Here is a 21,809-nt window from a genome sequence, read left to right on the forward strand (position 1 = left end):
GAGCCGGTGTCTCTTAACGTCGGTGGTGGCGGCTGGGTGGATGAGCACAGCGTCATCCACCCTACGGGGCTGTGCGCCAGTCTCGCTCGGGAAGCGCCGGAGTGGGTGCCGGATACGCTGTCGACCGCGCCCTGGGCGAAGAGGATGGGGAAGGCCGCATCCCCCACCTGGTGGATGAAAACAGCGTCATCCACCCTACGGGGATGCGATAGCGCTCGCTCTCGAGCGATGGAGGTGTTGCTGAATGCCTCGCCCCGACACGCCTTGGGTGAAGGCGTGTTTCTCATGGGAATGGCGTCATCCACCCTACGCGTCGGTGGATGGTGGTGCGTGAGGGTGATGGCGATCAGGTGGGCGCGAGTCTTGGATCGGTGGGTCCGTCCTGGGCACTTCGGTAGCGCGGATCGCTCTGCCGGAAACGTCAGGCTTCGCTCGGGCCAGCCCCCGGGGACGGGGAAACGGCGCTTACGCGGGGATGACGTGTGGCGGGTTTGCCGGATTCGGGCACGCGCCAATGCCTGTCCACAGGCTCTAAGTTCTGTACGCAAAGTCGTCGAGCGAAGGTCAGGCAAGGCAAAAAGAGGCGAAGAAGCGGAGTTTACGTGCTGCAAATGAGCATTCTGAGCCGGTTTTTAACGCAGCATCACCGAGCGCAGGCACTTTTCGTACAGAACCTAGGCCGCCGGTCGCGCATCCCGGGACAGGGTGGCGGTGCTGGCGCGCAGGGTCATGCAGTGCTCCCGCAGCAGTTCGTCCAGCCAGGGCGAGGGTCGTTCGCTGGCCGCCCAGAGGGCCTCGGGGGAGATCCAGAGGCCGGTCAGGCGCCAGGCACCGGTGGCCTCCGAGGGGGCCTGCAGGTGGCAGCCGAGGCAGCCCGGGGCGCGCCGGGTGACCTGGGCCAGGCGCCGGAGCAGGGTGCCGGTAGCGACTTCATGGCCGGGCCGGGCGCGGCAACTGAGATGCTGTTCGATGGTCATGGCATTCCTCGCGATCAAAAGGGGCTGGCGGTGGGCCGCACGATCACTTCGCTGACGTCCACCTCGGGCGGTTGGGCGATGGCGTAGCCGATGGCCCGGGCGATGGCGTCCGCCGGCAGGGCGATGCGCCGGAACTCGGCCATGGCGGCCCGGGCGGTGGGGTCGTCGGCCAGTTCCGAGGTGGTCACCCCGGGGGAAATCACACTGACCCGGATCGTCTCGCCGGCTTCCTGGCGCAGGCCTTCGGAGAGGGCCCGCACCGCATACTTGGTGGCGCAGTAGACGGCCGCCGTGGGGCTCACCGCATGGGCACCGATGGACGCCAGGTTGACGAACTGGCCGCTCCCCTGGCGCTGCATCAGCGAGAGCGCCGCGGCGATGCCGTAGAGCACCCCACGCACGTTGACGTCCAACATGCGCTGCCAGTCGTCCACCCGCAGCGCGTCGAGGCGCGACAACGGCATCACCCCGGCGTTGTTCACCTGCACGTCGAGGCGGCCGAAGCGTTCCACGGCGAAGGCCACGAAGGCCTCCATGTCGTCTCGCGCAGTCACATCCAGGCGCGTGCAGACCGCCTCGCCGCCGTCGGCGCGGATCGCCTCGGCCAGGGCCTCCAGGCGCTCGGTCCGCCGAGCGCCCAGCACCACCCGGGCGCCCCGTTTCGCCAGCCAGCGGGCGCTGGCCTCGCCGATGCCGCTGCTGGCGCCGGTGATCGCTACCACCTTGTCGCGTATGCCTTCCATCGTGGAGTCCTCCGTGGACGGCGCCGGATGCGCCGCGATGGAATCAGGCTAAGGCGGCCACCGCGCGCGCCGGTAGGCCATTGCTGCGGGCTTCTTGCCCGATCCTGCGGCTCGCTGGGCGATCATCCATGGCTCGTCCTGATCCGGTCACCCGCACTTGCCCGATTCTCGCCCTGGCTTGCACGATCCTGCCGCGGATCGTCGGCACCGCTGGTGCGCGCGTGGCCAGCCGCTAAGCTGTCGGACCGGTCCTGGAGAACCCCGCATGCCGTCACCGCTTCCCTTCCCGCCGCCTGCCGAGGCGGCGCTGCACCGCGAGCTGACCCAGCGCATCCACCGCCAGTGCCCCGGGGAAGGCATCCACGCCACGGCGGTACCGGCGCTGAGCCTGATCCGCTGCGACGCGCCCACCGAGCCCATGCACGGCGTGCACGAGCCGGCCCTGTGCATCATCGCCCAGGGCGGCAAGGACGTGTTCCTGGGGACCGAGGGCTACCACTACGACGCCCTGAATTTCCTCGTGGTCTCGGTGACCCTGCCGGTCTGCGGCCAGGTGGTGCAGGCGTCCCCGGAGCAGCCCTACCTGTGCCTGCGGCTGTCCATCGACCCCGGCGAGATCGCCCGGCTGATCGCCGACGCCGGTCTCTCCGGCGCGGCCAAGGGCCCGGCCGGCCGCGGGCTCTACGTGCAGCGCCTGGACGAGCCGCTGCTGGACGGTGTGCTGCGGCTGCTGCGCCTGCTGGACGAGCCGGCCGACGTGCCGATGCTGGCGCCGCTGGTGATGCGCGAGATCTTCTACCGGCTGCTGCGTGGGCCCCGCGGTCACCTGTTGCACGACATCGCCATGGCCGACACCCAGGCATACCGCGTGACCCGCGCCATCGAGTGGCTGAACCACCATTACGGCCAGCCGCTGCGCATCGAGGAACTGGCGCGCACGGTGAACCTCAGCGTCTCCACCCTGCACCACCGCTTCAAGGCGGTGACCGCCCTCAGCCCGCTGCAGTACCAGAAGCGCCTGCGCCTGCAGGAGGCGCGGCGGCTGATGCTCTCCGAAGGGCTGGACGCGTCCCTGGCCGGGCACCGGGTGGGTTATGGCAGCCCGTCGCAGTTCAGCCGCGAGTACCGGCGCCTGTTCGGGGCGCCGCCCCTGCGGGACCTGACGGCCCTGCGCCAGGGGCCGAGCGCGTCCGTCGGATAGCGGTGTCCCGGGCACGGGGCGAAAGTGTGAAGGCGTTCACGCCGCGCGGGCGAGACGGGTATGATCCGCGGCGTTTCGCCGACATTTTCCACGAGCGCCCCGCGCGTCGGCGCCGTTCGCGACCGTTTCCCGTCGCGCCGGCCGCGGGACGTCCTCCCGACCCCTCGTTCAGGTGACCGTCTTGAGCATCCGCCGTCCGATCCTCTCCCTGTGCCTCTGCGCCGCGCTCGCCTTCGCCCACCCTGCCGGCGCCGCCGCCAAGACCGTTCCCGCGGTGCAGGAGCTGGCCTCCGGCAGCGCCCTGCTGGTGGACCTGCAGACCGGCAAGACCCTCTATTCCAGCAACCCCGACCTGGTGGTGCCGATCGCCTCGGTGACCAAGCTGATGTCGGCCATCGTCACCCTCGACGGCAACCAGCCCCTGGACGAGTCCCTGACCGTCGACATCCAAGGCGTCAGCCAGATGCGCGGCATCTACTCCCGGGTGCGCCTGGGGAGCCAGATCAGCCGCCGGGAAATGCTCCTGCTGATGCTGATGTCCTCGGAAAACCGCGCCGCCGCCAGCCTCGCCCAGCACTACCCGGGCGGGGTGCCGGCGTTCGTCGCGGCGATGAACGCCAAGGCCCGCGCCCTGGGCATGAGCCACACGCGCTACGTGGAGCCCACCGGCCTGTCGGAGCAGAACGTCTCCAGCGCCAACGACCTGGTGGTGCTGCTCAAGGCGCTGCACAAGTACCCGTTGATCGAGAAATTCAGCACCACCCGCGAGCAGACCGTGGCCTTCCGCAAGCCCAACTACACCCTGGGCTTCCGCAACACCAACCACCTGGTGCAGAAGGCCGACTGGGACATCCAGCTGACCAAGACCGGCTACACCGACAAGGCCGGCCACTGCCTGGTGATGCGCACCGTCATGGCCAAGCGGCCGGTGGCCTTCGTGGTGCTGGACGCCTTCGGCAAGTACACCCACATGGCCGACGCCACCCGCCTGCGGCGCTGGCTGGAAACCGGCCAGGTGACCCCCATCCCGCCGGCGGCGAAAAGCTACAAGCAGCAGAAAAACCTATCCGCGCGCACCGCCTCGCGCAACTGAGGGGCGTTCGCCGGAGCCGCAGCCGGAGTGGCGTATGGGTGGAAAACGCTGCGCGGTTTTCCACCCTACGGTGGTGCTGGTGTGAGTAGGGTGGGAAACGCTCCGCTTTCCCACCGGCGGGGTATCGGATCGGCTCGGCTCAGCGATTCCAGCCTCGGCGCCCCTGGTGGAAAACACTGCGCGGTTTTCCACCCTACGGGTCGGCCGGTGTGGGTAGGGTGGGAAACGCTTTGCTTTCCCACCGGCGGGGTATCGGATCGGCTCGGCTCCGCGATTCCTGCCTCGGCGCCCCTGGTGGAAAACGCTGCGCGGTTTTCCACCCTACGGGGTGGCCGGTGTGGGTAGGGTGGGAAACGCTCCGCTTTCCCACCGGCGGGGCATCGGATCGGCTCGGCGCCGCGATCCCTGCCTCGGCGCCCCTGGTGGAAAACGCTTCGCGGTTTTCCACCCTACGGGTCAGTAGGTGTACTTGGCGGTCAGCATCGCGTTGCGCGGTTCGCCGTAGGTGTCGTAGCCGCCCCAGTGCACGTCGGCGCCGATCGCCGAGTAGTAGGTGCGGTCGAGCAGGTTGGTGGCGTTCAGCTGCAGGTCCAGGTGTTCGTTCACCTGGTAGCCCAGCAGCAGGTCGGCGATGGCGTAGCTGCCCTGCTGGACGCGGTAGTCGCCCTGCGCCGTGGTCACGTCGTTGTAGATGCGGCTCTGCCAGTACAGGCTGCCGCCCACCCGCCAGTTTTCCAGAGGCCCTTGCAGGCGGTAGACCGTGGACACCTTGAACAGGTGCTCCGGCTGGTCGGTGGTGAAGCGCTCGCCTTCCTGCGCCGCGTTGGCGTCGTGCACGTAGCGGGCGCGGGTGTAGGTGTAGCCGGCGCCCACCTGCCACTGCTCGGTGAGGGCGCCCTGCAGTTCCAGGTCGAGGCCCTGGCTGCGCACCAGGCCGGCGGCCTCGTAGCAGGAGGTGCCGGGGTAGGTGGGGCAGCCGCTCTGGTCCCGCAGCAGGCTGGCACGGTCCTTCTGGTCGATCTGGAACAGCGCCAGGCTGGCGTTCAGGGCGTCGTCGAAGTACGCGCCCTTGATGCCCACCTCGTAGTTCTTGCCGGAGATGGGCGTCAGCAGCCTGCCCGAGGTGTTCTTCTGGGTCTGCGGCTGGAAGATGTCGGTGTAGCTGGCGTACAGCGAGTGGTGGTCGTCCAGGTCGTAGACCAGGCCGGCATAGCGGGTGACGTTGCGCGTGACCTTGTAGTCGCCGTCCCCGGTACGGTTGTCGTAGTCGTACCAGTCCAGGCGGCCGCCGAGGATCAGCGTGAGCGGGTCGGCCAGGCTCAGCCGGGTGGTCAGGTAGGCGCCGTCCTGGGTGGTGACTTCCCGGGTCTTGCCGGCGCGGGTGAAGGTCGGCTTGGCCGCGCCCAGGGGGATCAGGCCGCCGCCGTCGTAGCGGCGCACGCTGAAGTCGTTGTCCCGGCGGCTGACCCCGGCCACCAGTTCGTGGGTGCGGCCGAACGCCTGCAGCGGGCCGCTGGCGTACAGGTCGAAGGCGCGCTGGTCTTCCTGGTAGCGGCCCTTGTAGGCCGAGTGGCGCAGCACTTGGTCGTCGTTGCGCTGCAGGTAGGTGCCGGCGAACAGGGCGTCCTGCCAGGCGGAGCGGCCGGCCATGCGCAGGCTCCAGTCGTTGTCGAAGCGGTGCTCCACCTCGGCGAACAGGGTGTCCACCACCTGGTGCTTGTCCTCCCAGTCGGAGCCCGGGTAGCTGGAGCGCGGCAGGTCCAGGTGGTGGCCGTCGGCTCCCAGGGGCAGGCCGCCCCAGAACAGGTTGGTCTGGTCCTCCTGGTGGGAATAGCCCAGGGTCACGGTGGTGCGCTCGCCCAGGTCCGCCTCGCCCACGGCGTAGAGCAGCCCGTGGTCGTGCTCCTCGTGGTCGCGGAAGCCGTTGGCGTCGCGGTAGGAGCCCACCACCCGCCCGCGCAGGGTGCCGCTGTCGTTGAGGGGCGTGGAGGCGTCGAACTCCGTGCGGTAGTCGTCCCAGCGGCCGGCGGCGCCGGTCAGGCTCAGGGAGGGGGCCGCGGTGGGCCGCTTGTGCACCAGGTTGATGGCCGCCGCCGGGTTGCCGCTGCCGGTCACCAGGCCGGTGGCGCCGCGGATCACTTCCACCCGGTCGTACATCGCCAGGTTCGGCTGCACGCCCACCAGCCAGCCCTGGTAGGAACTGGGCATGCCGTCGTACATCACGTTGTCGATGGCGAAGCCGCGGGCGTGGAAGGAGGGACGGCCGGGGCCGTCGGCGCGGCTGAGGAACAGGCCGGGGGTGGACTTCACCACGTCATTGATGCTGGTCATGGCCTGGTCGTCCATGCGCTGGCGGGTGATCACCGTCACCGCCTGGGGCGTCTCGCGGATCGACAGCGGCAGCCGGGTGGCGGTCTGCATGGTGCCGGTGGTGTAGGAGCCGCTGTCCTCGGTGGTGGCGCCCAGGGCATTGGCACCGACGGTGGTGGCGCCGACTTCCAAGGCCTGGTCTGCGGCAGGCTTCACCAGCACGTAGCGGTTACCACCCGCCTGGCGCACCTGCAGGCCACTGCCGTGCAGCAGCCGGGCGAAACCGTCCTCGAGGCCGTAGTCGCCCTGCAGCCCCGGTGTCTGCAGGCCGGCGGTCTCCGAGGTGGCGAAGCTGAGGGTCACGCCGCTGGCGGCGGCGAAGTGGCTGAGGGCGGCGCCCAGGTCGCCGGCGGGGATGTCGTAGGCCGCCGCCCAGGCGGAGGGCGAGGCAGTGGCCAGCAGCAGCGGGCCGGACAGGCCCAGGGCCAGGGTGGACAGGCGGATGCGCCGGGCGAGGCGAGGGGGACGCGGTGACATGGGGGCTCCTGTGGGTGGGCATGGCCGGCGTCTGGGCGCCGTCGCAGGGGGAGCCGAACCACGGGCGGAAATCTGTCACCCTCGGGGTGACATTTTTTTCAGGACGCCGGCCGGTTCAGGCGTCCCGCGCTTCCACCCGCACCCAGTAGCGGGTCAGGTGGCGCACCCGCACCGGCAGCGCGTCCTCCAGGCTGGCCAGGGCGGCGTCGCCTTCGTCCAGGGCGAAGGCGCCCGACAGGCGCAGATCGGCCACCGCCGCGCTGCAGCCCAGGTAGCCGGGCCGGTAGCGCGCCAGCTCGGCGAGCACGTCCTCCAGACGCCGGTCCACCGCCACCAGCATGCCCTCGGTCCAGGCGGAGGTGCCGGGTGGCAGCGGGCCCAGCGGCCCCACCGCGTCGGCGCCGAACACCAGCACCTGGCCGGCGTCCACTCGGGTCGCCCGCTGGGTCGCCCGGCGCGGGCGAACCTCCACCGCGTGGGCCTCTACCATGACCCGGGTGAGGCCGTCGTCCTGGTGCACGCCGAAGCGCGTGCCGAGGGCGAGGATCTGCCCCTCGGCGGTCTCCACGCTCAGTGGCCGGGGGTCCTTGGCGGTCTCCAACAGCAGTTCGCCGCGCCGCAGCAGGACCAGCCGGCGCTCACCGTCGAAGCGCACGTCCACCCGGCTGTCGCTGGCCAGGTCCAGGCGGCTGCCGTCGGGCAGGGTCACCCGGCGGCGTTCACCGAAGCCGGTGGCGTAGTCGGTGCTCCATGGCGAAAGGCGATAGCCCTGCCAACTGGCCAGGCCGAGCCCGGCCAGCAGCGCCAGGGCCTTGAGGGCGGTGCGGCGCTGGCTGCGCGCCTGCTCGAAGGTGGCCGCGGCGACCCCGGCCGGCACTCCGCCCAGGCGCTGCTGCAGCCGTTCGATCCGTGACCAGGCCTGGGCGTGACACGGGTCGCTGGCGAGCCAGGCGCGCCAGCCGGCGCGGGTGGCGTCGTCGGCCGCGCTGTCGTGCAGGCGCACGTACCAGTCCACCGCCTCGGCCAGGGCCGGGTTCATGCGTCGTCCAGCAGCAAGCAGTGCATCAGGGCGCGGGCCAGGTGCTTGCGCACGGTGGTGACCGACACCCCGACCCGCTCGGCGGTCTTCTCGTAGGTGAGGCCGTCCAGTTGCACGGCGAGGAAGACCTGGCGGGTGCGGGCGCCGAGGCCGTCCAGCAGGCGGTCGATGGCCAGCAGGCTGTCGAGGATCTGCGCGCGCACCTCGGCGGATGGCGCGTAGCATTCCGGGCGCAGGGCCAAGGCGTCCAGGTAGGCGCGCTCCAGGCTGCGCCGCCGGTAGAGGTCGATGACCAGCCCGCGGGCGACGGTGGCCAGGTAGTGCCGCGGCTCGTGCAGGCTGTCCGCGGTGCGGGCCAGCAGCACCCGGACGAAGGTGTCCTGGGCCAGGTCGGCGGCATCCGCCGAGTCGTTCAGGCGCTGGCGCAACCAGCCGCGCAGCCAGCCATGGTGGTCGCGATAGAGCGCCGCCAGGCCGGCGTGGGACGCCGTGTCGGAGACTGCCAAGGACATCCCGTGCTCCCGAAGCTTTGTTGCAAATAAGAATTCGTCGCAATTATACGGATGCGCGGTAGAGGAGGGAATGTTTGGTCGTCATGAAGCCGGGGGTAGAGCCGTAGGGTGGGAAACGCTCCACTTCCCACCAAGGGTGGTGGAGGGGTGTGCGGGGTTGCTGGTGGAAAACGCTGCGCGGTTTTCCACCCTACGGATAGGAAGTAGGGTGGGAAACGCTCTGCTTTCCCACCAAGGGTGGTGGAGGGGTGTACGGGGTTGCTGGTGGAAAACGCTGCGCGATTTTCCACCCTACGGGTGGGAGTAGGGTGGAAAACGCTCTGCTTTCCCACCCAAGGGTGATGGAGGGGTGTGCGAGGTTGCTGGTGGAAAACGCTTCGCGGTTTTCCACCTTACGGGTTAGGCAGTAGGGTGGGAAACGCTGTGCTTTCCCACCAAGGGTGGTGAGGAGTGTGCGGGGTTGCTGGTGGAAAACGCTGCGCGGTTTTCCACCCTACGGGTATGGCGGGACGTTCGGTGGCGAGACCTGAGCTTACGGCCCGCCCACCCCGTCGCATCCGTGCGATCCGGCCCAAGGTGTCCGGTACGGGGCTCAGTACTGGTAGCGCAGGGTCATGGCGACGTTGCGCGGTTCCCCGTAGAACAGGGCGCCCCAGTTATTGGAGGTCGGCAGCGTCTGGTAGTAGTGCTTGTCCAGGGCGTTATTGAGGTTGTATTGCAGGCTGAGCTGACGGTTCAGCTGCACGTGTGCATGCAGGTTGAGCAGTGCGTAGCCACCCTGCTCGATGTCGTACGCGGCGGCGCGGGTGTAGGTGCGGCTCTGGGCATAGACGTCACCGCCGATCCGCCAGCGCTCCAGCGCGCCGGGCAGGCGGTAGTCCGTCGAGACCTTCAGCAGGCGCCGCGGAATGCGCGTGTAGTAGTCGCTGCCCTTGCTGGCGCCGGCCACGTATTCGGGGTCGCTGTAGGTGTAGCCGGCGCTGAGGTTCCAGCCTTCCACGGGGGCGCCGGAGATCTCCAGCTCGAAGCCGCGGTTGCGGACCTTGCCGCCTTCCTCGTAGCAGGTGCTGGTGCCGGTGACCCCGCAGACATGAGCGGTGTCCAGGGCTTCGGGCATGTTCAGCAGGTCGGTCTGGAACACCGCCAGCGCGGTGTTGAGGCGCCCCCCGAAGTACTCGCCCTTGACCCCCATCTCGTAGTTTTCCCCCTCCACCGGTTCGAGCAGTTTGTTGCCCGCGCCGTAATAGCTCTGGGTCTTGTAGATCTCGGTGTAGCTGGCGTAGAGCGTGTGCCGGCGGTCCAGGTCGTAGACCAGGCCGGCATAGGGGATGAGCCGGCCGTGTTCCGTGTAGCGGTCGTTGGTGTAGGGGCTGCTGACCTGGTAGTCCGACCAACTGGCGCGGCTGCCGACGATCAGGCTCAGGGCGTCGGTCAGGCTGAACCGCGAGGCGGCGTACAAGCCTTGTTCCTCGCGGACGTACCGGGAGTTCGCCGCGGGCACGTCGGCGATGAGGGGTGCGGGAATGGCACTGTTGTGAACGTCGGTGATGTCGACGGTCGGGGTGTTGGTGGCCGTTCGGGTGCCCACGTCGAAGGTGTCCTTGCGGCGGGTGGCGCCGAGCATCAGCTCGTGGGTGCGCCCGAACAGCTCGAAGGGGCCGGTGGCATAGAGGTCCAGCCCGGTTTGCCGGTCCTCGTAGGCGGCCTGGGAGACGATCAGCTTGTACCGGTCGCCGGAGACGCGGCTGGGGTACGAGGACAGGAAATCGGCGTCGGACCAGATCGAATTCAGCGCCAGGGTCAGCTTCCAGTCGTTGTCGAAGTAGTGGGTGAGGTCGCCGAACAGGGTGTAGTTATTGCGATCCAGGTAGGCCCAGTCGCCCACCAGCGAGGCGGAACGCGACAGCGGGTAGAACGAACCGTCGGCACGGGTGTTCAGCCCGCCCCATTCGTATCCGTTGTTGTCGTCCTTCTGCAGCGTGGCGCCGAGGGTCAGCACGGTGGCGTCGTCCAGGTCCGCTTCGCCGACCAGGTACAGCAGCTGGTTGTCCTTTTCCGCCTCGTCCCGAAAGCTGTTGGCGGTGTTGTAGTAGGCCACCGCGCGCCCGCGCAGGTGGCCGCTGTCCACCAGCGGGCCGGAGACGTCGACCTGGGTCCGGTAGTTGTCCCAGGAGCCCGCGCCCAGCTCGGCGCCCAACCGGAAGTCGCGCGTGGGGCGTTTGCGCACCAGGTTGATGGCCGCCGAGGGGTTGCCGGTGCCCTGCAGCAGGCCGTTGGCGCCGCGGACCACCTCGACACGGTCGTAGATCGCCATGTTGGCGGTGGACATGACGTCCATCGAGTAGTTTTCCGCGATGTTCGAGGGGATGCCGTCGAACTGCAGGTCATTGATCTCGAACCCCCGCGAATAGAACGTCGATCGCTCGGTGCCGATCTTGGTGTAGGTGATGCCGGTGGTGGTGCGGGCGACGTCGTCCAGGGACTGGACGTTCTGGTCGTCCATCTTCTGCCGGGTCACCACCGTCACCGATTGCGGCGTCTCCCGCAGCGAGAGGGAAAGCCGGGTCGCGGTACGGGTGGCGCCGGTGGTATAGGCGCCGCTGCCCTCGGTGGTTTCACCGAGACCGGCGGCGTCGATGCGGGTTGCGCCCAGCTCCAGCGCCTCGTCGCTGCCACTGCGGGGCTGCACGCCGAATGTCCCGCCCTCGGTGATCCTCAGGTCCAGGCCACTGCCGGCCAGGGCCTGCTGCAGCGCCTGGGTGACGGTCATTTCTCCGTGGATCGCCGGCGCCTGTTTGCCGCTGACCAGGGCGGGGTTCAGGGAAATCGCCCGGTCGCCGCGGCTGGCGATGGCATTGAGGGTTTCCGCCAGGTTGGCGGCGGGCAGGTCGAAGCGGACCGTCTGTTCGGCCATGGCCAGCGGGCTGAAGCAGGCCAGGGCGACGGATACGGCAAGGGCGCGGGGCCAGGGTGTGAACACGGAGGGTCTCCTGAAGGTGGGTTGCGTTCAGGAGAGAGGTGGAACGAGCGAGGAAAACCGGACACCGGCGAGCCGTTTTTTCATCCCGCCGGTTCGATCAGGGTCAACCACGGCCCGTAACGCTGGATGCGGATCGGCAGTGTCTCGGCCAGCGCGGTCAGGGCGCGGTCGCTGTCGTCCAGCGGGAATACGCCCTGCACGCGCAGCCCGCGGACCTGCGGCGCGACGCGTACCAACCCGCGCCGGTAGGGCCGCAGGGCGTCGACCACCGCCTCCAGGGGCTCGTCGAGCACGTCGAGGCGGCCGTCGAGCCAGGCCGCGGCGCGCCGGGGGTCGCCGGCCAGGCGTTCGACGGCCCCGGCGTGCAGCCGCGCGGACTGGCCCTCGCGCAACTCCAGGGCTTCGCCGCCGGGCAGGCGGGCGCGCACGGCGTGCTCCAGCACCGCCACGTGAGTGACGTCCGCCTCCTGCCGCACCAGGAAGCGCGTGCCCAGGGCGCAGACATCGCCCTGGGCGCTGCGCACCACGAAGGGCCGCGAGGGGTCGGCGGCGACCCGCACCACCAGTTCGCCCCGGCGCAGCAGCAGCAGGCGCTGGCCGGCCTGGAAGGCGACGTCGACGGCGCTGCCGGCGTTGAGGTCGAGCTGGCTGCCGTCGGCGAGCGTGACGCGGCGGCGCTCGCCGGTGCCGCTGCGCAGGTCGGCGAACACCGCGCGTCCCGGCGCGCTGCGCAGGCCCAGCCACAGCGCGCCGCCTGCCAGGCCGAGCCCGGCGATGCCGCGCAGTACGTCGCGGCGGCCGAGGGCGGGCGGCGCCAGCAGGTCGTGGGCGAGCTGCCGGTCGAGCCGGCGCAGGGTGTCGTAGGGCGCGCCAAGGCGCGCCTGCAGGTGCTCCCAGGCGCGGCGCCGGGCCGGGTCGCCGTCCCGCCAGGCGTCGAAACGGGCCTGCAGGCGGGCATCCGGTGCGCCGGCGCGCAACCGTACCATCCAGGCGATGGCTTCTTCCGCCTCGCGGTCGAGGGGCGAGGGCGTCATGGCCCCACCCCGCTCAGGTAGCACTGGCGCAGGGCCTGGTTCATATAGCGGCCGACGGTGCGTTCGGACACACCCAGCCGACGGCCGATCTCGGCGTAGCCGAAGCCGTCGAGCTGGCTGTAGAGGAAGGCCTTCTTCACCGCCAGCGGCAGGCCGGCCAGGGTGCGGTCGACGAGGTCCAGCGCTTCCAGCAGCATCAGGCGCTCCTCCGGCGAGGGCGCCAGGGCCTCCGGCAGCAGCGCCAGGCGTTCCAGGTAGGCCCGCTCCAGGCGCTGGCGGCGATGGCGGTCATGGATCAGCCGGCGGGCGACGGTGGAGAGGAAGGCGCGCGGCTGCTCCAGCGTGGCAGGGTCGACCCGGGCGGCGAGCAACTGGCAGAAGGTTTCCGCCGCGGTGTCCTCGGCATCGGCGTGGTTGCGCAGTTGGCGCTGCACATGCCGCAGCAGCCAGCGGTGGTGATCGCTGAAGAAGAAGCCCAGCTTGCGGGTGATGGCCGACACGGCGGATGCCACTCGATATGAAATGTGAATTGTTCTCATCTTATCGGTGGCAGGCGATGCCCGGCAATCGCCGGCTCGGCTTCCGCCTGGGTGTAGCGAGGTCGGTACCCAGGCCTCGGCGTATAGGGGTTCGCAGCCATCCAGGCGCGCGCCCCCGTCACCGTCTGACAAAGGGGCTTGGGCACGGTAGTCAGGCGGTGAGGGTTACCGCGAGCCCTTGGTGGAAAACGCTGCGCGGTTTTCCACCCTACGGGTTGGGAAGTAGGGTGGGAAACGCTCTGTTTTCCCACCGGAGGGGGTGGAGCGCTGTGCCGGGGCCATTGGTGGAAAACGCGTTTCGGTTTTCCACCCTACAACGCTCGATCCGCATCCGGGCCTCGGCGTATAGGGGGTCGCAGCCATCCAGGCGCGCACCCGTTCACCGTCTGTCACAGGGGCTTGGGCACGGTAGTAGGCGGTGAGGGTTACGGCGAGCCCTTGGTGGAAAACGCGGCGTGGTTTTTCACCCCACGGGTTGGGAAGTAGGGTGGGAAACGCTCTGCTTTCCCACCAAAGGGCGTGGAGCGCTGTGCCGGGGGCCATCGGTGGAAAACGCGTTGCGGTTTTCCACCCTACGACGCTCGATCCGCATACAGGCCTCGGCGTATAGGGGTTCGTAGCCATCCAGGCGCGTACCTGCTCACCGCCTGGCACAGGGCTTGGGCACGGTAGTCAGGCGGTGAGAGTTACCGCGAGCCCTTGGTGGAAAAAGCTGCGCGGTTTTCCACCCTACGGGTTGGGAAGTAGGGTGGGAAACGCTCTGCTTTCCCACCGTCGGAGGTTGTGGTTTCCACCCTACGGCGCGTGGGGTCACCAGGCGTAGGTGACGGACCCGGTGAGGTTGCGCCGGTAGCCGTACTTGCAGCTGTCGCCGGTGTAGCCGCACTGGGAGACGTAGCGCTCGTCGGTGAGGTTGGAGGCGTTCACCGCCAGCTTCAGCCCTGCCAGCGACGCGTCCAGGTGGGCCAGGTCGTAGCTGAGGGAGGCGTCGTAGAGGGTGTAGCTAGGGACGTGCTCGTCGTTGGCGGTGTCGGTGTAGCCGGCGCCGACGTAGCGGACCCCGGCGCCGATCCCCAGGCCCGCCAGCGGACCGCCCTGCAGGGTGTACTGCGACCACAGCGAGGCCAGGGTCTCCGGGGTGTTGGCGGGGCGGTTGCCTTCCTCGCCGGCGCGGGTGCTGCGGGTGATCTCCAGGTTGGCGTGGCTGACATTGGCGATCAGCTCCAGGGCCTCGGTGGGCTTCGCCTTGCCCTCCAGCTCGAGGCCGCGGGAGCGCACCTCGCCGGTGGCCACCGAGAAGCGGTTGTTGGCCGGGTCCGGGGTCAGCACGTTCTGCCGGGTCAGGTCGAACGCCGAGAGGGTGACGAACGCCTCGCTGCCCGGCGGCTGGAACTTGATCCCCAGTTCGTACTGCCGGCCGGTCTCGGGCTCGAACGCGCTACCGTCCCGTGCCGTGGCGGTGATGTTGGGGAAGAACGACTCGGAATAGCTGGCGTAGGGCGCCAGGCCGTTGTCCGCCCGGTACATCACGCCGCTGCGCCAGGTGAAGGCGTGGTCGCGCTGGTGCAGGTCCGGCGAGGTGTCGTCCTCGTAGTTGTCGGTGCTCGACCGGCTCCAGTCCTGGCGGCCGCCCAGGTTGACGATCCATTTCTCGTCGAAGGTCAGCTGCTCGGACAGGTACAGGCCGACCTGGTCCAGCTTCTGCTGCTGGTTGATGTCGTAGAAGGCGTCCAGGTCGCTGTAGTCCTGGTGGTAGACGGGGTCGTAGAGGTCCAGCGGGCTGACCACGTTGCCGCCCCCCAGCTGGTCGCTGCGGGCGTGCTGGACGTCGATGCCGGCCAGGGTGGTGTGGCGGAAGCGCCCGTGCTCCCAGGTGGCCTGCAGCTGGTTGTCCAGCATGGCGTTCTTCAGGGTCTCGCTGCCCAGGTAGCCGAAACGGCCGGCTGTGCGCTGGTCGTCGTCCAGGCCGTACTGGTAGATCGTCCGTTGTTCTTGGTCGGAGCGGATGTAGCGGGCGTTCTGGCGGAACGTCCAGATGGCGTCCAGGTGGTGTTCGAACTGGTAGCCGACCGACCAGTACTCCGCGTCGTACTTGTCGAAGTCCGGGTCGCCGACGAAGCGGTCGGTGGGCAGGCGCCCGTGGCTCGAGGGCTTCAGGGTGCCGATGCGCGGCAGGGCGTAGTAGCCGAGGACGTTGCGGTCCTTCTGGAACGAGGTGAGCAGGGTCAGCGAGGTGTCCTCGGACGGCCGCCAGCTGAAGGCCGGGGCGATGTACTGGCGGTCGTCCTTGGCGTAGTCGATCTGGGTGTCGCTCTCGCGGAACAGGCCGGTCAGGCGGTAGCTGTAGACGCCGTCGTCGTCCAACGGCCCGCCCAGGTCGGCGGCCAGTTGCTTGCGGTCGTAGCTGCCGACTTCGGCCACCACCTCGTGGAGCGGGACGTCGGTGGGGCGCTTGCTGACGATGTTGACGATGCCGCCGGGGCCGCCCTGGCCGAACAGCACCGAGGCGGGGCCGCGCAGCACTTCGACCCGCTCCAGGCCATAGACCTCGCCGATCATCCGGCTCTGGTTGCTGAAGCTGTACTGGCGCAGGCCGTCGCGGTAGATGCCGCCGCCGGTGGTGGCGTCGAAGCCGCGGATCGAGATGGTGTCCTTGCGGGTGTCGACGCCGTTTGCCTCGCCGTTCACGCCCGCGGTGTAGCGCAGGGCCTGGCCGATGCTCTGGGGCTTCTGGTCGTCGAGCTGCTTGCGGGTCACCACGCTGATGGACTGCGGTGTGTCCATGAGGGCCGTGTCGGTCTTGGTGGCGCTCATGGTGCGTTCGGCGATCAACCCGCTGGCACCGCCCAGCGAGGTGTCGTAGGCGGTGCCACCGATGGTGGTGGCGGGCAACTGGAACGCGGCGTCCGCGGCGCCGGCCTGCAGCACGTAGGCGTCGCCGGTGGCGACGGTGACCAGCCCGGTCCCGGCCAGCAGGCGGGCCAGGCCGTCCTCCACCCCATAGCGGCCTTCCAGCCCCGGGCTGCGCTTGCCGGCGGTGAGCTGCCCGTCGGCGGAAAGCAGGATGCCGGCTTCCCGGGCGAAGCGGTTCAGCGCCTGGTCGAGGGCGCCCGCGGGGATGGCGTAGGTGCGCGCCTGGGTATCGGCGACGGGCTGGGCCTGGGCGGCCGGCAGCAGCGGCAGCGGGCCGGCGGCCAGCAGGCCGGCGAACAGGGCGTGGCGAACCGACAGGTTCAGCCGGCTACGGGTGGGGGCGGGCAGGTGCGGCATTCCGGGTACTCCTCGTGAGAATGCGTCGTGAGCGGGGTCACGGGTATCCCGAGCGAGCCGGCGAAACCGACAAGGGACGGCGAAATTTTTTTCACGGCGCGGTCGTTGCCCGGCGCTCACCCCGAAAAAACGAGGGCCGAAGGGCAGGGCAAGCACTGGTGGAAAAACGGCTCTACCCAGGACGAGCAGCCCGGCCCGCCTTCTACGAGGCCTTCGTCGAGCGTAGGCCCATTTCCTCCTCGGGTGCTGTGCGAGAAGGCATCGAGGGGAGGTGGGGCCAGGCAAAGACGAACCAGGACACGGCGAGCGATCAGGGAGCGTTCCGCTCCCGTTTTCGACGACGCCTCACCGAGCGCCGGCATTTTCCGGACAGCGCCTAGGCCCGCGGCCGCACGGTCACCCAATAGCGGGTGACGGCGTGTACCTCTACCGGCAGGGAGCGTTGCAGGGCCGCCAGCACCCGGTCGGTGTCGGCCAGGGGGAACACGCCGGTGAGGGGCAGGCCGGCGACGGCCGGGTCGCAGCGCAGCACGCCGGGGCGGTGCCGCGCAAGCTCGTCGACGAAGCGGCCCAGGGGCATGTGCTCCACCACCAGGCGGCCCTCGGTCCAGGCGATGGCGTCGAGGTCGGCGGGGCGCGTGTCGCCCATTTCGTCGGCGGAGAACCACAGCTGCCGGCCCGCCTGCAGGCGTCGGGCGGCGGCCCGGCGCGGGCGGATTTCCAGCTCGCCCTGGTAGAGGTCGACCCGGCTGCCGCCGTCGATTTCCCGCACGCAGAAGCGCGTGCCTAGGGCCTGAACGTCGCCGGCCGCGGTCTCCACCACCAGCGGGCGCGGGTACGGAGCGGGGTCGCGGCCGCTGGTGAGCAGCAACTCGCCGGCCAGCAGGCGGATTCGCCGCTGGTGGGCGTCGAACCGGATGTCCACCGCGCTGCCGCTGTTCAACTCCAGGCGGCTGCCGTCGGGCAGGTCATGGCGCAGCCGTTCGCCGGTGCCGCTGCGCAGGTCGGCCAGGGCCTCGCGCCAGGGCAGGTGCGCCTGAGCCAGGTAGCCGCTGCCACCGGCCATCAGCAGCAGGCCCAGCAGTTTCAACGCCTGGCGGCGACGGGCGTCCGGCAGTTCGCGCAGCACCGTGCGGGCCGTGCCGGCGGGCACCCCGGCGAGGGTGCCCTGCAGCCGTTGCAGGCGCTCCCAGGCGCGCCGGTGCTCGGGGTCGGCGGCCTGCCAGGCGGCGAAGCGGCGCTGGGCCTCGTCTTCCAGCGGGCCGCCCCAGTGGAGCATCAGCCAGTGGCTGGCCTGCTCCACCACCGCCGGCGCGATGGGGCTGTCGGGCAGGCGCGTCATTCGGCGTAGAGCACCTGGTAGCAGGCCTGGATGGCGCGGGTCATGTACTTCTGCACCGAGCTGAGGCTGACCCCCAGGCGCGCGGCGACCTGCGGGTAGGTCAGCCCTTCGAACTGGGACAGCAGGAAGGCCTCGCGCACCCGGGCCGGCATGCTGTCGAGCATGGCGTCGATCAGCAGCAGGGTCTCGATGACGATGGCACGGGTCTCCAGGGACGGCGTCTCCGGCTCCGGCAGCGCGGAAAGGCTGTCCAGGTAGGCCTGCTCGATGCGCTGGCGGCGCCACTGGTCGATCACCAGGTTGCGGGCGATCTGCGCCAGGTAGCGGCGGCCCTCGCCGACCCCGGGGAGGCGGCGGGTCACCAGCAGACGCAGGAAGGTGTCGTGGGCGATGTCCGCCGCCCGCTCGCGGTCGCCCAGGCGCCGGCGCAGCCAGCCCTGCAGCCAGCCGTGGTGATCGTGGTAAAGGCGGTGGACGTCCTGTCGCAGCGATGGATCGGGGAAAGCGGGCGTCACCCGAACCTCCGGGAAGGACTAAGTGCGGATAAGAATTGATCGCAAGTGTAGTGCGGACGGGGCCGTCATGGGAATACGCCACCGGGCGCCTGGCAGACGGGGGGTGCCCGCGGAGTTGCCGCCAGGCGTGGCGCCGGTGAAAAAGTGCAGTCCGCACGGGAACCGTATGGTGGGAAACGCTCCGCTTTCCCACCCGCGAGCTATCGGGCGACACGGGCGCAGCGGTGCATATTCGTGGTTGGCAGGTGGAAAACGCTGCGCGGTTTTCCACCCTACGGTTGGGATCGCCTGCGAGGTGGGGCCAGCCAAGCGGTAGGGTGGGAAACGCTCCGCTTTCCCACCCGCGGGCTATCGGGCGAGACGGGCGCAGCGGTCTATGTTCGTGGTTGTCAGGTGGAAAACGCTGCGCGGTTTTCCACCCTACGGTTGGGTCGTCTGCGAGGTGGGGCCAGCCAAGCGGTAGGGTGGGAAACGCTCCTTTCCCACCCGTGGGCTATCGGGTGACACAGGCGCAGCGGTCCATGTTCGTGGTTGTCAGGTGGAAAACGCTTCGCGGTTTTCCACCCTACGGTTTGGGATCGCCCCGCGTGTTGGCGCCGGTCAGCGGCGGGCGGTACGGATGCCTTCGGCCAGGGCCGAGCACAGGTCGAGCACGTCCTGCACGGCCTGCGCCGGGGTCGATGCCTGGGCGATGCGGTCGATCAGCGCCGAGCCCACCACCACGCCATCGGCCAGGCGCGCGATAGTGGCCGCGTGTTCCGGGGTGCGGATGCCGAAACCGATGGCCACCGGCAGGTCGGTGTGGCGGCGCAGGCGTGCCACGGCCTGCTCGACGTGTTCCAGGGTAGCGGACCCGGCGCCGGTGACCCCGGCCACCGAGACGTAGTAGACGAAGCCGGAGCTGCCGTTCAGCACCTTCGGCAGGCGCTTGTCGTCGGTGGTGGGGGTGGTCAGGCGGATGAAGTCGATGCCGGCGGCCTGAGCCGGGTCGCAGAGGTCGGCGTTGTGCTCCGGCGGCAGGTCCACCACGATCAGGCCATCCACCCCGGCCGCCCGGGCGTCCTCGATGAAACGCGGCACGCCGTACTTGTGGATCGGGTTGAAGTAGCCCATCAGCACCAGGGGCGTGGTGGTGTCGTCCTGGCGGAAGTCGCGGACCATCCGCAGGGTCTTCGCCAGGTCCTGCTTGCCGGCGAGGGCGCGCAGGTTGGCCAGCTGGATCGCCGGGCCGTCGGCCATGGGGTCGGTGAACGGCATGCCCAGTTCGATCACGTCGGCCCCGGCCTTCGGCAGGCCCTTGAGGATCGCCAGGGAGGTGGCATAGTCCGGGTCGCCGGCGGTGACGAAGGTCACCAGGGCCGCGCGGTCCTGCTGCTTCAGCTCGGCGAAACGGGTCTGCAAACGGCTCATATGTGCTCTTCCTGTTCGTCGTAGTGGTGCATGACGGTCTGCATGTCCTTGTCGCCGCGGCCGGACAGGTTGATCACCATGAGGTGGTCGCGGGGCAGGGTCGGCGCGCGCTTGAAGGCCTCGGCCAGGGCGTGGGACGACTCCAGGGCCGGGATGATGCCCTCCAGGCGGCAGCACTGGTGGAAGGCGGCGAGGGCTTCGTCGTCGGTGATGGAGGTGTATTCCACCCGGCCGATGTCGTGCAGCCAGGCGTGTTCGGGGCCGATGCCGGGGTAGTCGAGGCCGGCGGAAATGGAGTGGGCGTCGATGATCTGGCCGTCCGCGTCCTGCAGCAGGAAGGTGCGGTTGCCGTGGAGCACGCCGGGCACGCCGCCGTTCAGGCTGGCCGCGTGCTTGCCGCTGTCGATGCCGTGGCCGGCGGCTTCCACGCCGACGATCTTCACGCTGGCGTCGTCGAGGAACGGGTGGAACAGGCCCATGGCGTTGGAACCGCCGCCGATGCAGGCCACCAGGGAGTCCGGCAGGCGGCCTTCCTTCTCGGCCAGTTGCTCGCGGGTCTCCTTGCCGATCACCGCCTGAAAGTCGCGGACCATGGCCGGGTAGGGGTGCGGGCCGGCCACGGTGCCGATCAGGTAGAAGGTGCTGTCGACATTGGTCACCCAGTCGCGCAGGGCCTCGTTCATGGCGTCCTTGAGGGTGCCGGTGCCGGCGGTGACCGGGATCACCTTGGCCCCCAGCAGGCGCATGCGGAAGACGTTGGCCTGCTGCCGGTCGATGTCCGTAGTGCCCATGTAGATCACGCAGTCCAGGCCGAAGCGCGCCGCGACGGTGGCGGTGGCCACGCCGTGCATGCCGGCGCCGGTCTCGGCGATGATGCGCCGCTTGCCCATACGCCGGGCCAGGAGGATCTGGCCGATGCAGTTGTTGATCTTGTGGGCGCCGGTGTGATTGAGCTCCTCGCGCTTGAGGTAGATCTTCGCCCCGCCGCAGTGCTCGGTGAGCCGTTCGGCGAAGTACAGCGGGCTCGGCCGGCCCACGTAGTCGCGCTGGAAATAGGCCAATTCACGGGCGAACTCGGGGTCGGTCTTGGCCTTCTCGTACTCGGCGGCTAGGTCGTGGATCAGGGGCATCAGGGTTTCGGCGACGTACTGGCCGCCGAAGGCGCCGAACAGACCGGTGGCGTCGGGGCCGCTGCGCAGGCTGGACATGGGTGGACTCCTTGGCGTTCCGGGGAACGGCGACGGGGGAGGGAATTCGACGGGCTCGGCCCGGGCATGGCGACCACCTTAGCCACTGGCGCGCCCGGGGAAAAGCGATAAGATCGCCGCTACCTGTCAGTAAAACTCACGGATACCGTGTACATGAACCGCGACCTGCCGCCACTCAACGCCTTGCGCGCCTTCGAGGCCGCCGCCCGCCTGCTCAGTGTCAGCCGCGCCGCCCGGGAGCTGCACGTGACCCACGGGGCCATCAGCCGGCAGGTGCGGCAACTGGAGGAACACCTGGGCAGCACCCTGTTCGTCAAGGAGGGCCGCGGCGTAAAACTCACCGATGCCGGTATCCGCCTGCGGGATGGCGCCGGGGAGGCGTTCGACCGCCTGCGGCTGGTCTGCGGGGAGCTGCGCCAGCAGGCCGGCGACACGCCCTTCGTCCTCGGTTGTCCCGGCAGCCTGCTGGCCCGCTGGTTCATCCCGCGCCTGGATCGGCTCCACGCCGAGCTGCCTGACCTGCGCCTGCAGCTGTCCGCCAGCGAAGGGGAACTGGACCCGCGCCGCCCGGGCCTGGACTCCGTCCTGTGCTTCGCCGCCCCGCCCTGGCCGGCCGACATGGAGGTATACGAACTGGCGGTGGAGCGCATCGGCCCGGTGCTCAGCCCGCGCCATCCGCGGGTGGAAGCGCTTCGCCAGGCGTCAGCCGAAGCCCTGTTGGACGAGGCGTTGCTGCACACCACCTCACGGCCCCAGGCCTGGCCCCAGTGGGTGGCCGCCCAGCACCTGGCACCCGAGCGCCTGCGCCTCGGCCAGGGCTTCGAGCACCTGTACTACCTGCTGGAGGCCGCGGTGGCGGGGCTGGGCATCGCCATCGCGCCGCGCACCCTGGTGGCGGATGAGTTGGCCGCGGGTCGCCTGCTGGCGCCCTGGGGGTTCGTCGAGACACCGGCGCGGCTGGCGCTGTGGGTGCCCCAGCGGGGCGCCACCGGCCGCCGCCCGGCAGGCGGCCAGGAGCGCGCCGGGCGCCTTGCGGCGTGGCTGTCGCAGGAATTGCAGGAGGGGTGAAGCGAGCCGGCGGTACTGCGGCCGGCACGGG

Annotated in this window: 16 protein-coding genes; 3 read left to right on the forward strand and 13 right to left on the reverse strand. The window is 69.7% G+C overall.

Translation table 11 applies throughout. The features are described from left to right. Positions 1–674 precede the first annotated feature (674 nt). Positions 675–977 (reverse strand): antibiotic biosynthesis monooxygenase family protein, encoded by a 303-nt coding sequence (locus FM069_RS15595; RefSeq protein WP_143489294.1) that lies wholly within the window; start codon positions 975–977, stop codon positions 675–677. A gap of 14 nt (positions 978–991) precedes the next feature. After that, the gene (locus FM069_RS15600; protein ID WP_143489295.1) at positions 992–1,720 is read right to left on the reverse strand and encodes an SDR family oxidoreductase; all 729 of its coding nucleotides are present in this window, start codon (positions 1,718–1,720) and stop codon (positions 992–994) included. A gap of 265 nt (positions 1,721–1,985) precedes the next feature. On the opposite strand from FM069_RS15600, the gene FM069_RS15605 reads away from it, so the two are divergent. Together FM069_RS15605 and pbpG are read left to right on the forward strand one after the other, a co-directional pair. Beyond that, positions 1,986–2,921 carry an AraC family transcriptional regulator gene (locus FM069_RS15605; protein WP_143489296.1) on the forward strand — a complete coding sequence of 312 codons (936 nt, stop codon included), beginning with the start codon at positions 1,986–1,988 and terminating at the stop codon, positions 2,919–2,921. A 181-nt stretch (positions 2,922–3,102) separates the two neighbouring features. Further along, a complete protein-coding gene (gene pbpG / locus FM069_RS15610; RefSeq protein ID WP_143489297.1) occupies positions 3,103–4,014 on the forward strand; it encodes a D-alanyl-D-alanine endopeptidase in 912 nt (303 codons plus the stop codon). A 456-nt stretch (positions 4,015–4,470) separates the two neighbouring features. Here pbpG and FM069_RS15615 read toward each other — a convergent pair whose 3' ends face one another. The 11 genes from FM069_RS15615 to trpB form a co-directional block, all read right to left on the reverse strand. Then, positions 4,471–6,861, reverse strand: coding sequence for a TonB-dependent siderophore receptor (locus FM069_RS15615; RefSeq protein ID WP_143489298.1), 2,391 nt, complete (start codon positions 6,859–6,861; stop codon positions 4,471–4,473). Positions 6,862–6,976: 115 nt separating this feature from the next. After that, the gene (locus FM069_RS15620) at positions 6,977–7,900 is read right to left on the reverse strand and encodes a FecR domain-containing protein (RefSeq protein WP_143489299.1); all 924 of its coding nucleotides are present in this window, start codon (positions 7,898–7,900) and stop codon (positions 6,977–6,979) included. Then, on the reverse strand, positions 7,897–8,412 hold the full coding sequence (locus FM069_RS15625; protein ID WP_143489300.1) for a sigma-70 family RNA polymerase sigma factor: 516 nt from the start codon (positions 8,410–8,412) through the stop codon (positions 7,897–7,899). The genes FM069_RS15620 and FM069_RS15625 overlap by 4 nt, the downstream gene beginning before the upstream one ends. A 592-nt stretch (positions 8,413–9,004) precedes the next feature. Next, complete coding sequence (locus tag FM069_RS15630) at positions 9,005–11,392, reverse strand: TonB-dependent siderophore receptor (RefSeq protein WP_233282057.1); 2,388 nt, start codon at positions 11,390–11,392, stop codon at positions 9,005–9,007. An 80-nt stretch (positions 11,393–11,472) separates the two neighbouring features. Next, positions 11,473–12,426: a FecR domain-containing protein gene (locus FM069_RS15635; protein WP_143489301.1), complete on the reverse strand. Its 954-nt coding sequence runs from the start codon at positions 12,424–12,426 to the stop codon at positions 11,473–11,475. Further along, complete coding sequence (locus tag FM069_RS15640) at positions 12,423–12,926, reverse strand: sigma-70 family RNA polymerase sigma factor (protein ID WP_233282058.1); 504 nt, start codon at positions 12,924–12,926, stop codon at positions 12,423–12,425. Before FM069_RS15640 ends, FM069_RS15635 begins: the two co-directional genes overlap by 4 nt. 849 nt (positions 12,927–13,775) lie before the next feature. After that, the gene (locus FM069_RS15645; protein WP_143489303.1) at positions 13,776–16,235 is read right to left on the reverse strand and encodes a TonB-dependent siderophore receptor; all 2,460 of its coding nucleotides are present in this window, start codon (positions 16,233–16,235) and stop codon (positions 13,776–13,778) included. Between the two features lie 376 nt (positions 16,236–16,611). After that, complete coding sequence (locus tag FM069_RS15650) at positions 16,612–17,577, reverse strand: FecR domain-containing protein (RefSeq protein WP_143489304.1); 966 nt, start codon at positions 17,575–17,577, stop codon at positions 16,612–16,614. Further along, a complete protein-coding gene (locus FM069_RS15655) occupies positions 17,574–18,092 on the reverse strand; it encodes a sigma-70 family RNA polymerase sigma factor (RefSeq protein WP_143489305.1) in 519 nt (172 codons plus the stop codon). Before FM069_RS15655 ends, FM069_RS15650 begins: the two co-directional genes overlap by 4 nt. Positions 18,093–18,692: 600 nt before the next feature. Beyond that, complete coding sequence (gene trpA / locus FM069_RS15660) at positions 18,693–19,502, reverse strand: tryptophan synthase subunit alpha (protein ID WP_143489306.1); 810 nt, start codon at positions 19,500–19,502, stop codon at positions 18,693–18,695. Continuing rightward, positions 19,499–20,710, reverse strand: coding sequence for a tryptophan synthase subunit beta (gene trpB / locus FM069_RS15665; protein ID WP_143489307.1), 1,212 nt, complete (start codon positions 20,708–20,710; stop codon positions 19,499–19,501). The genes trpA and trpB overlap by 4 nt, the downstream gene beginning before the upstream one ends. 153 nt (positions 20,711–20,863) lie before the next feature. Between trpB and FM069_RS15670 the strand changes: the two genes are divergently transcribed. After that, the gene (locus FM069_RS15670) at positions 20,864–21,778 is read left to right on the forward strand and encodes a LysR family transcriptional regulator (RefSeq protein WP_143489308.1); all 915 of its coding nucleotides are present in this window, start codon (positions 20,864–20,866) and stop codon (positions 21,776–21,778) included. Positions 21,779–21,809: the final 31 nt, after the last annotated feature.

The organism is Pseudomonas mangiferae (genome assembly GCF_007109405.1).
GTDB classification, from domain to species: domain Bacteria; phylum Pseudomonadota; class Gammaproteobacteria; order Pseudomonadales; family Pseudomonadaceae; genus Pseudomonas_T; species Pseudomonas_T mangiferae.

Excerpts from the sequence above, each read along its gene's own strand:
- FM069_RS15635 (WP_143489301.1), bottom strand. The coding sequence starts at position 12,426 with ATGACGCCCTCGCCCCTCGACCGCGAGGCGGAAGAAGCCATCGCCTGG.
- FM069_RS15600 (WP_143489295.1), bottom strand. The coding sequence starts at position 1,720 with ATGGAAGGCATACGCGACAAGGTGGTAGCGATCACCGGCGCCAGCAGC.
- FM069_RS15670 (WP_143489308.1), top strand. The coding sequence starts at position 20,864 with ATGAACCGCGACCTGCCGCCACTCAACGCCTTGCGCGCCTTCGAGGCC.
- FM069_RS15615 (WP_143489298.1), bottom strand. The coding sequence starts at position 6,861 with ATGTCACCGCGTCCCCCTCGCCTCGCCCGGCGCATCCGCCTGTCCACC.
- FM069_RS15620 (WP_143489299.1), bottom strand. The coding sequence starts at position 7,900 with ATGAACCCGGCCCTGGCCGAGGCGGTGGACTGGTACGTGCGCCTGCAC.
- FM069_RS15595 (WP_143489294.1), bottom strand. The coding sequence starts at position 977 with ATGACCATCGAACAGCATCTCAGTTGCCGCGCCCGGCCCGGCCATGAA.
- FM069_RS15650 (WP_143489304.1), bottom strand. The coding sequence starts at position 17,577 with ATGACGCGCCTGCCCGACAGCCCCATCGCGCCGGCGGTGGTGGAGCAG.
- trpA (WP_143489306.1), bottom strand. The coding sequence starts at position 19,502 with ATGAGCCGTTTGCAGACCCGTTTCGCCGAGCTGAAGCAGCAGGACCGC.
- FM069_RS15645 (WP_143489303.1), bottom strand. The coding sequence starts at position 16,235 with ATGCCGCACCTGCCCGCCCCCACCCGTAGCCGGCTGAACCTGTCGGTT.
- FM069_RS15605 (WP_143489296.1), top strand. The coding sequence starts at position 1,986 with ATGCCGTCACCGCTTCCCTTCCCGCCGCCTGCCGAGGCGGCGCTGCAC.
- FM069_RS15625 (WP_143489300.1), bottom strand. The coding sequence starts at position 8,412 with ATGTCCTTGGCAGTCTCCGACACGGCGTCCCACGCCGGCCTGGCGGCG.
- trpB (WP_143489307.1), bottom strand. The coding sequence starts at position 20,710 with ATGTCCAGCCTGCGCAGCGGCCCCGACGCCACCGGTCTGTTCGGCGCC.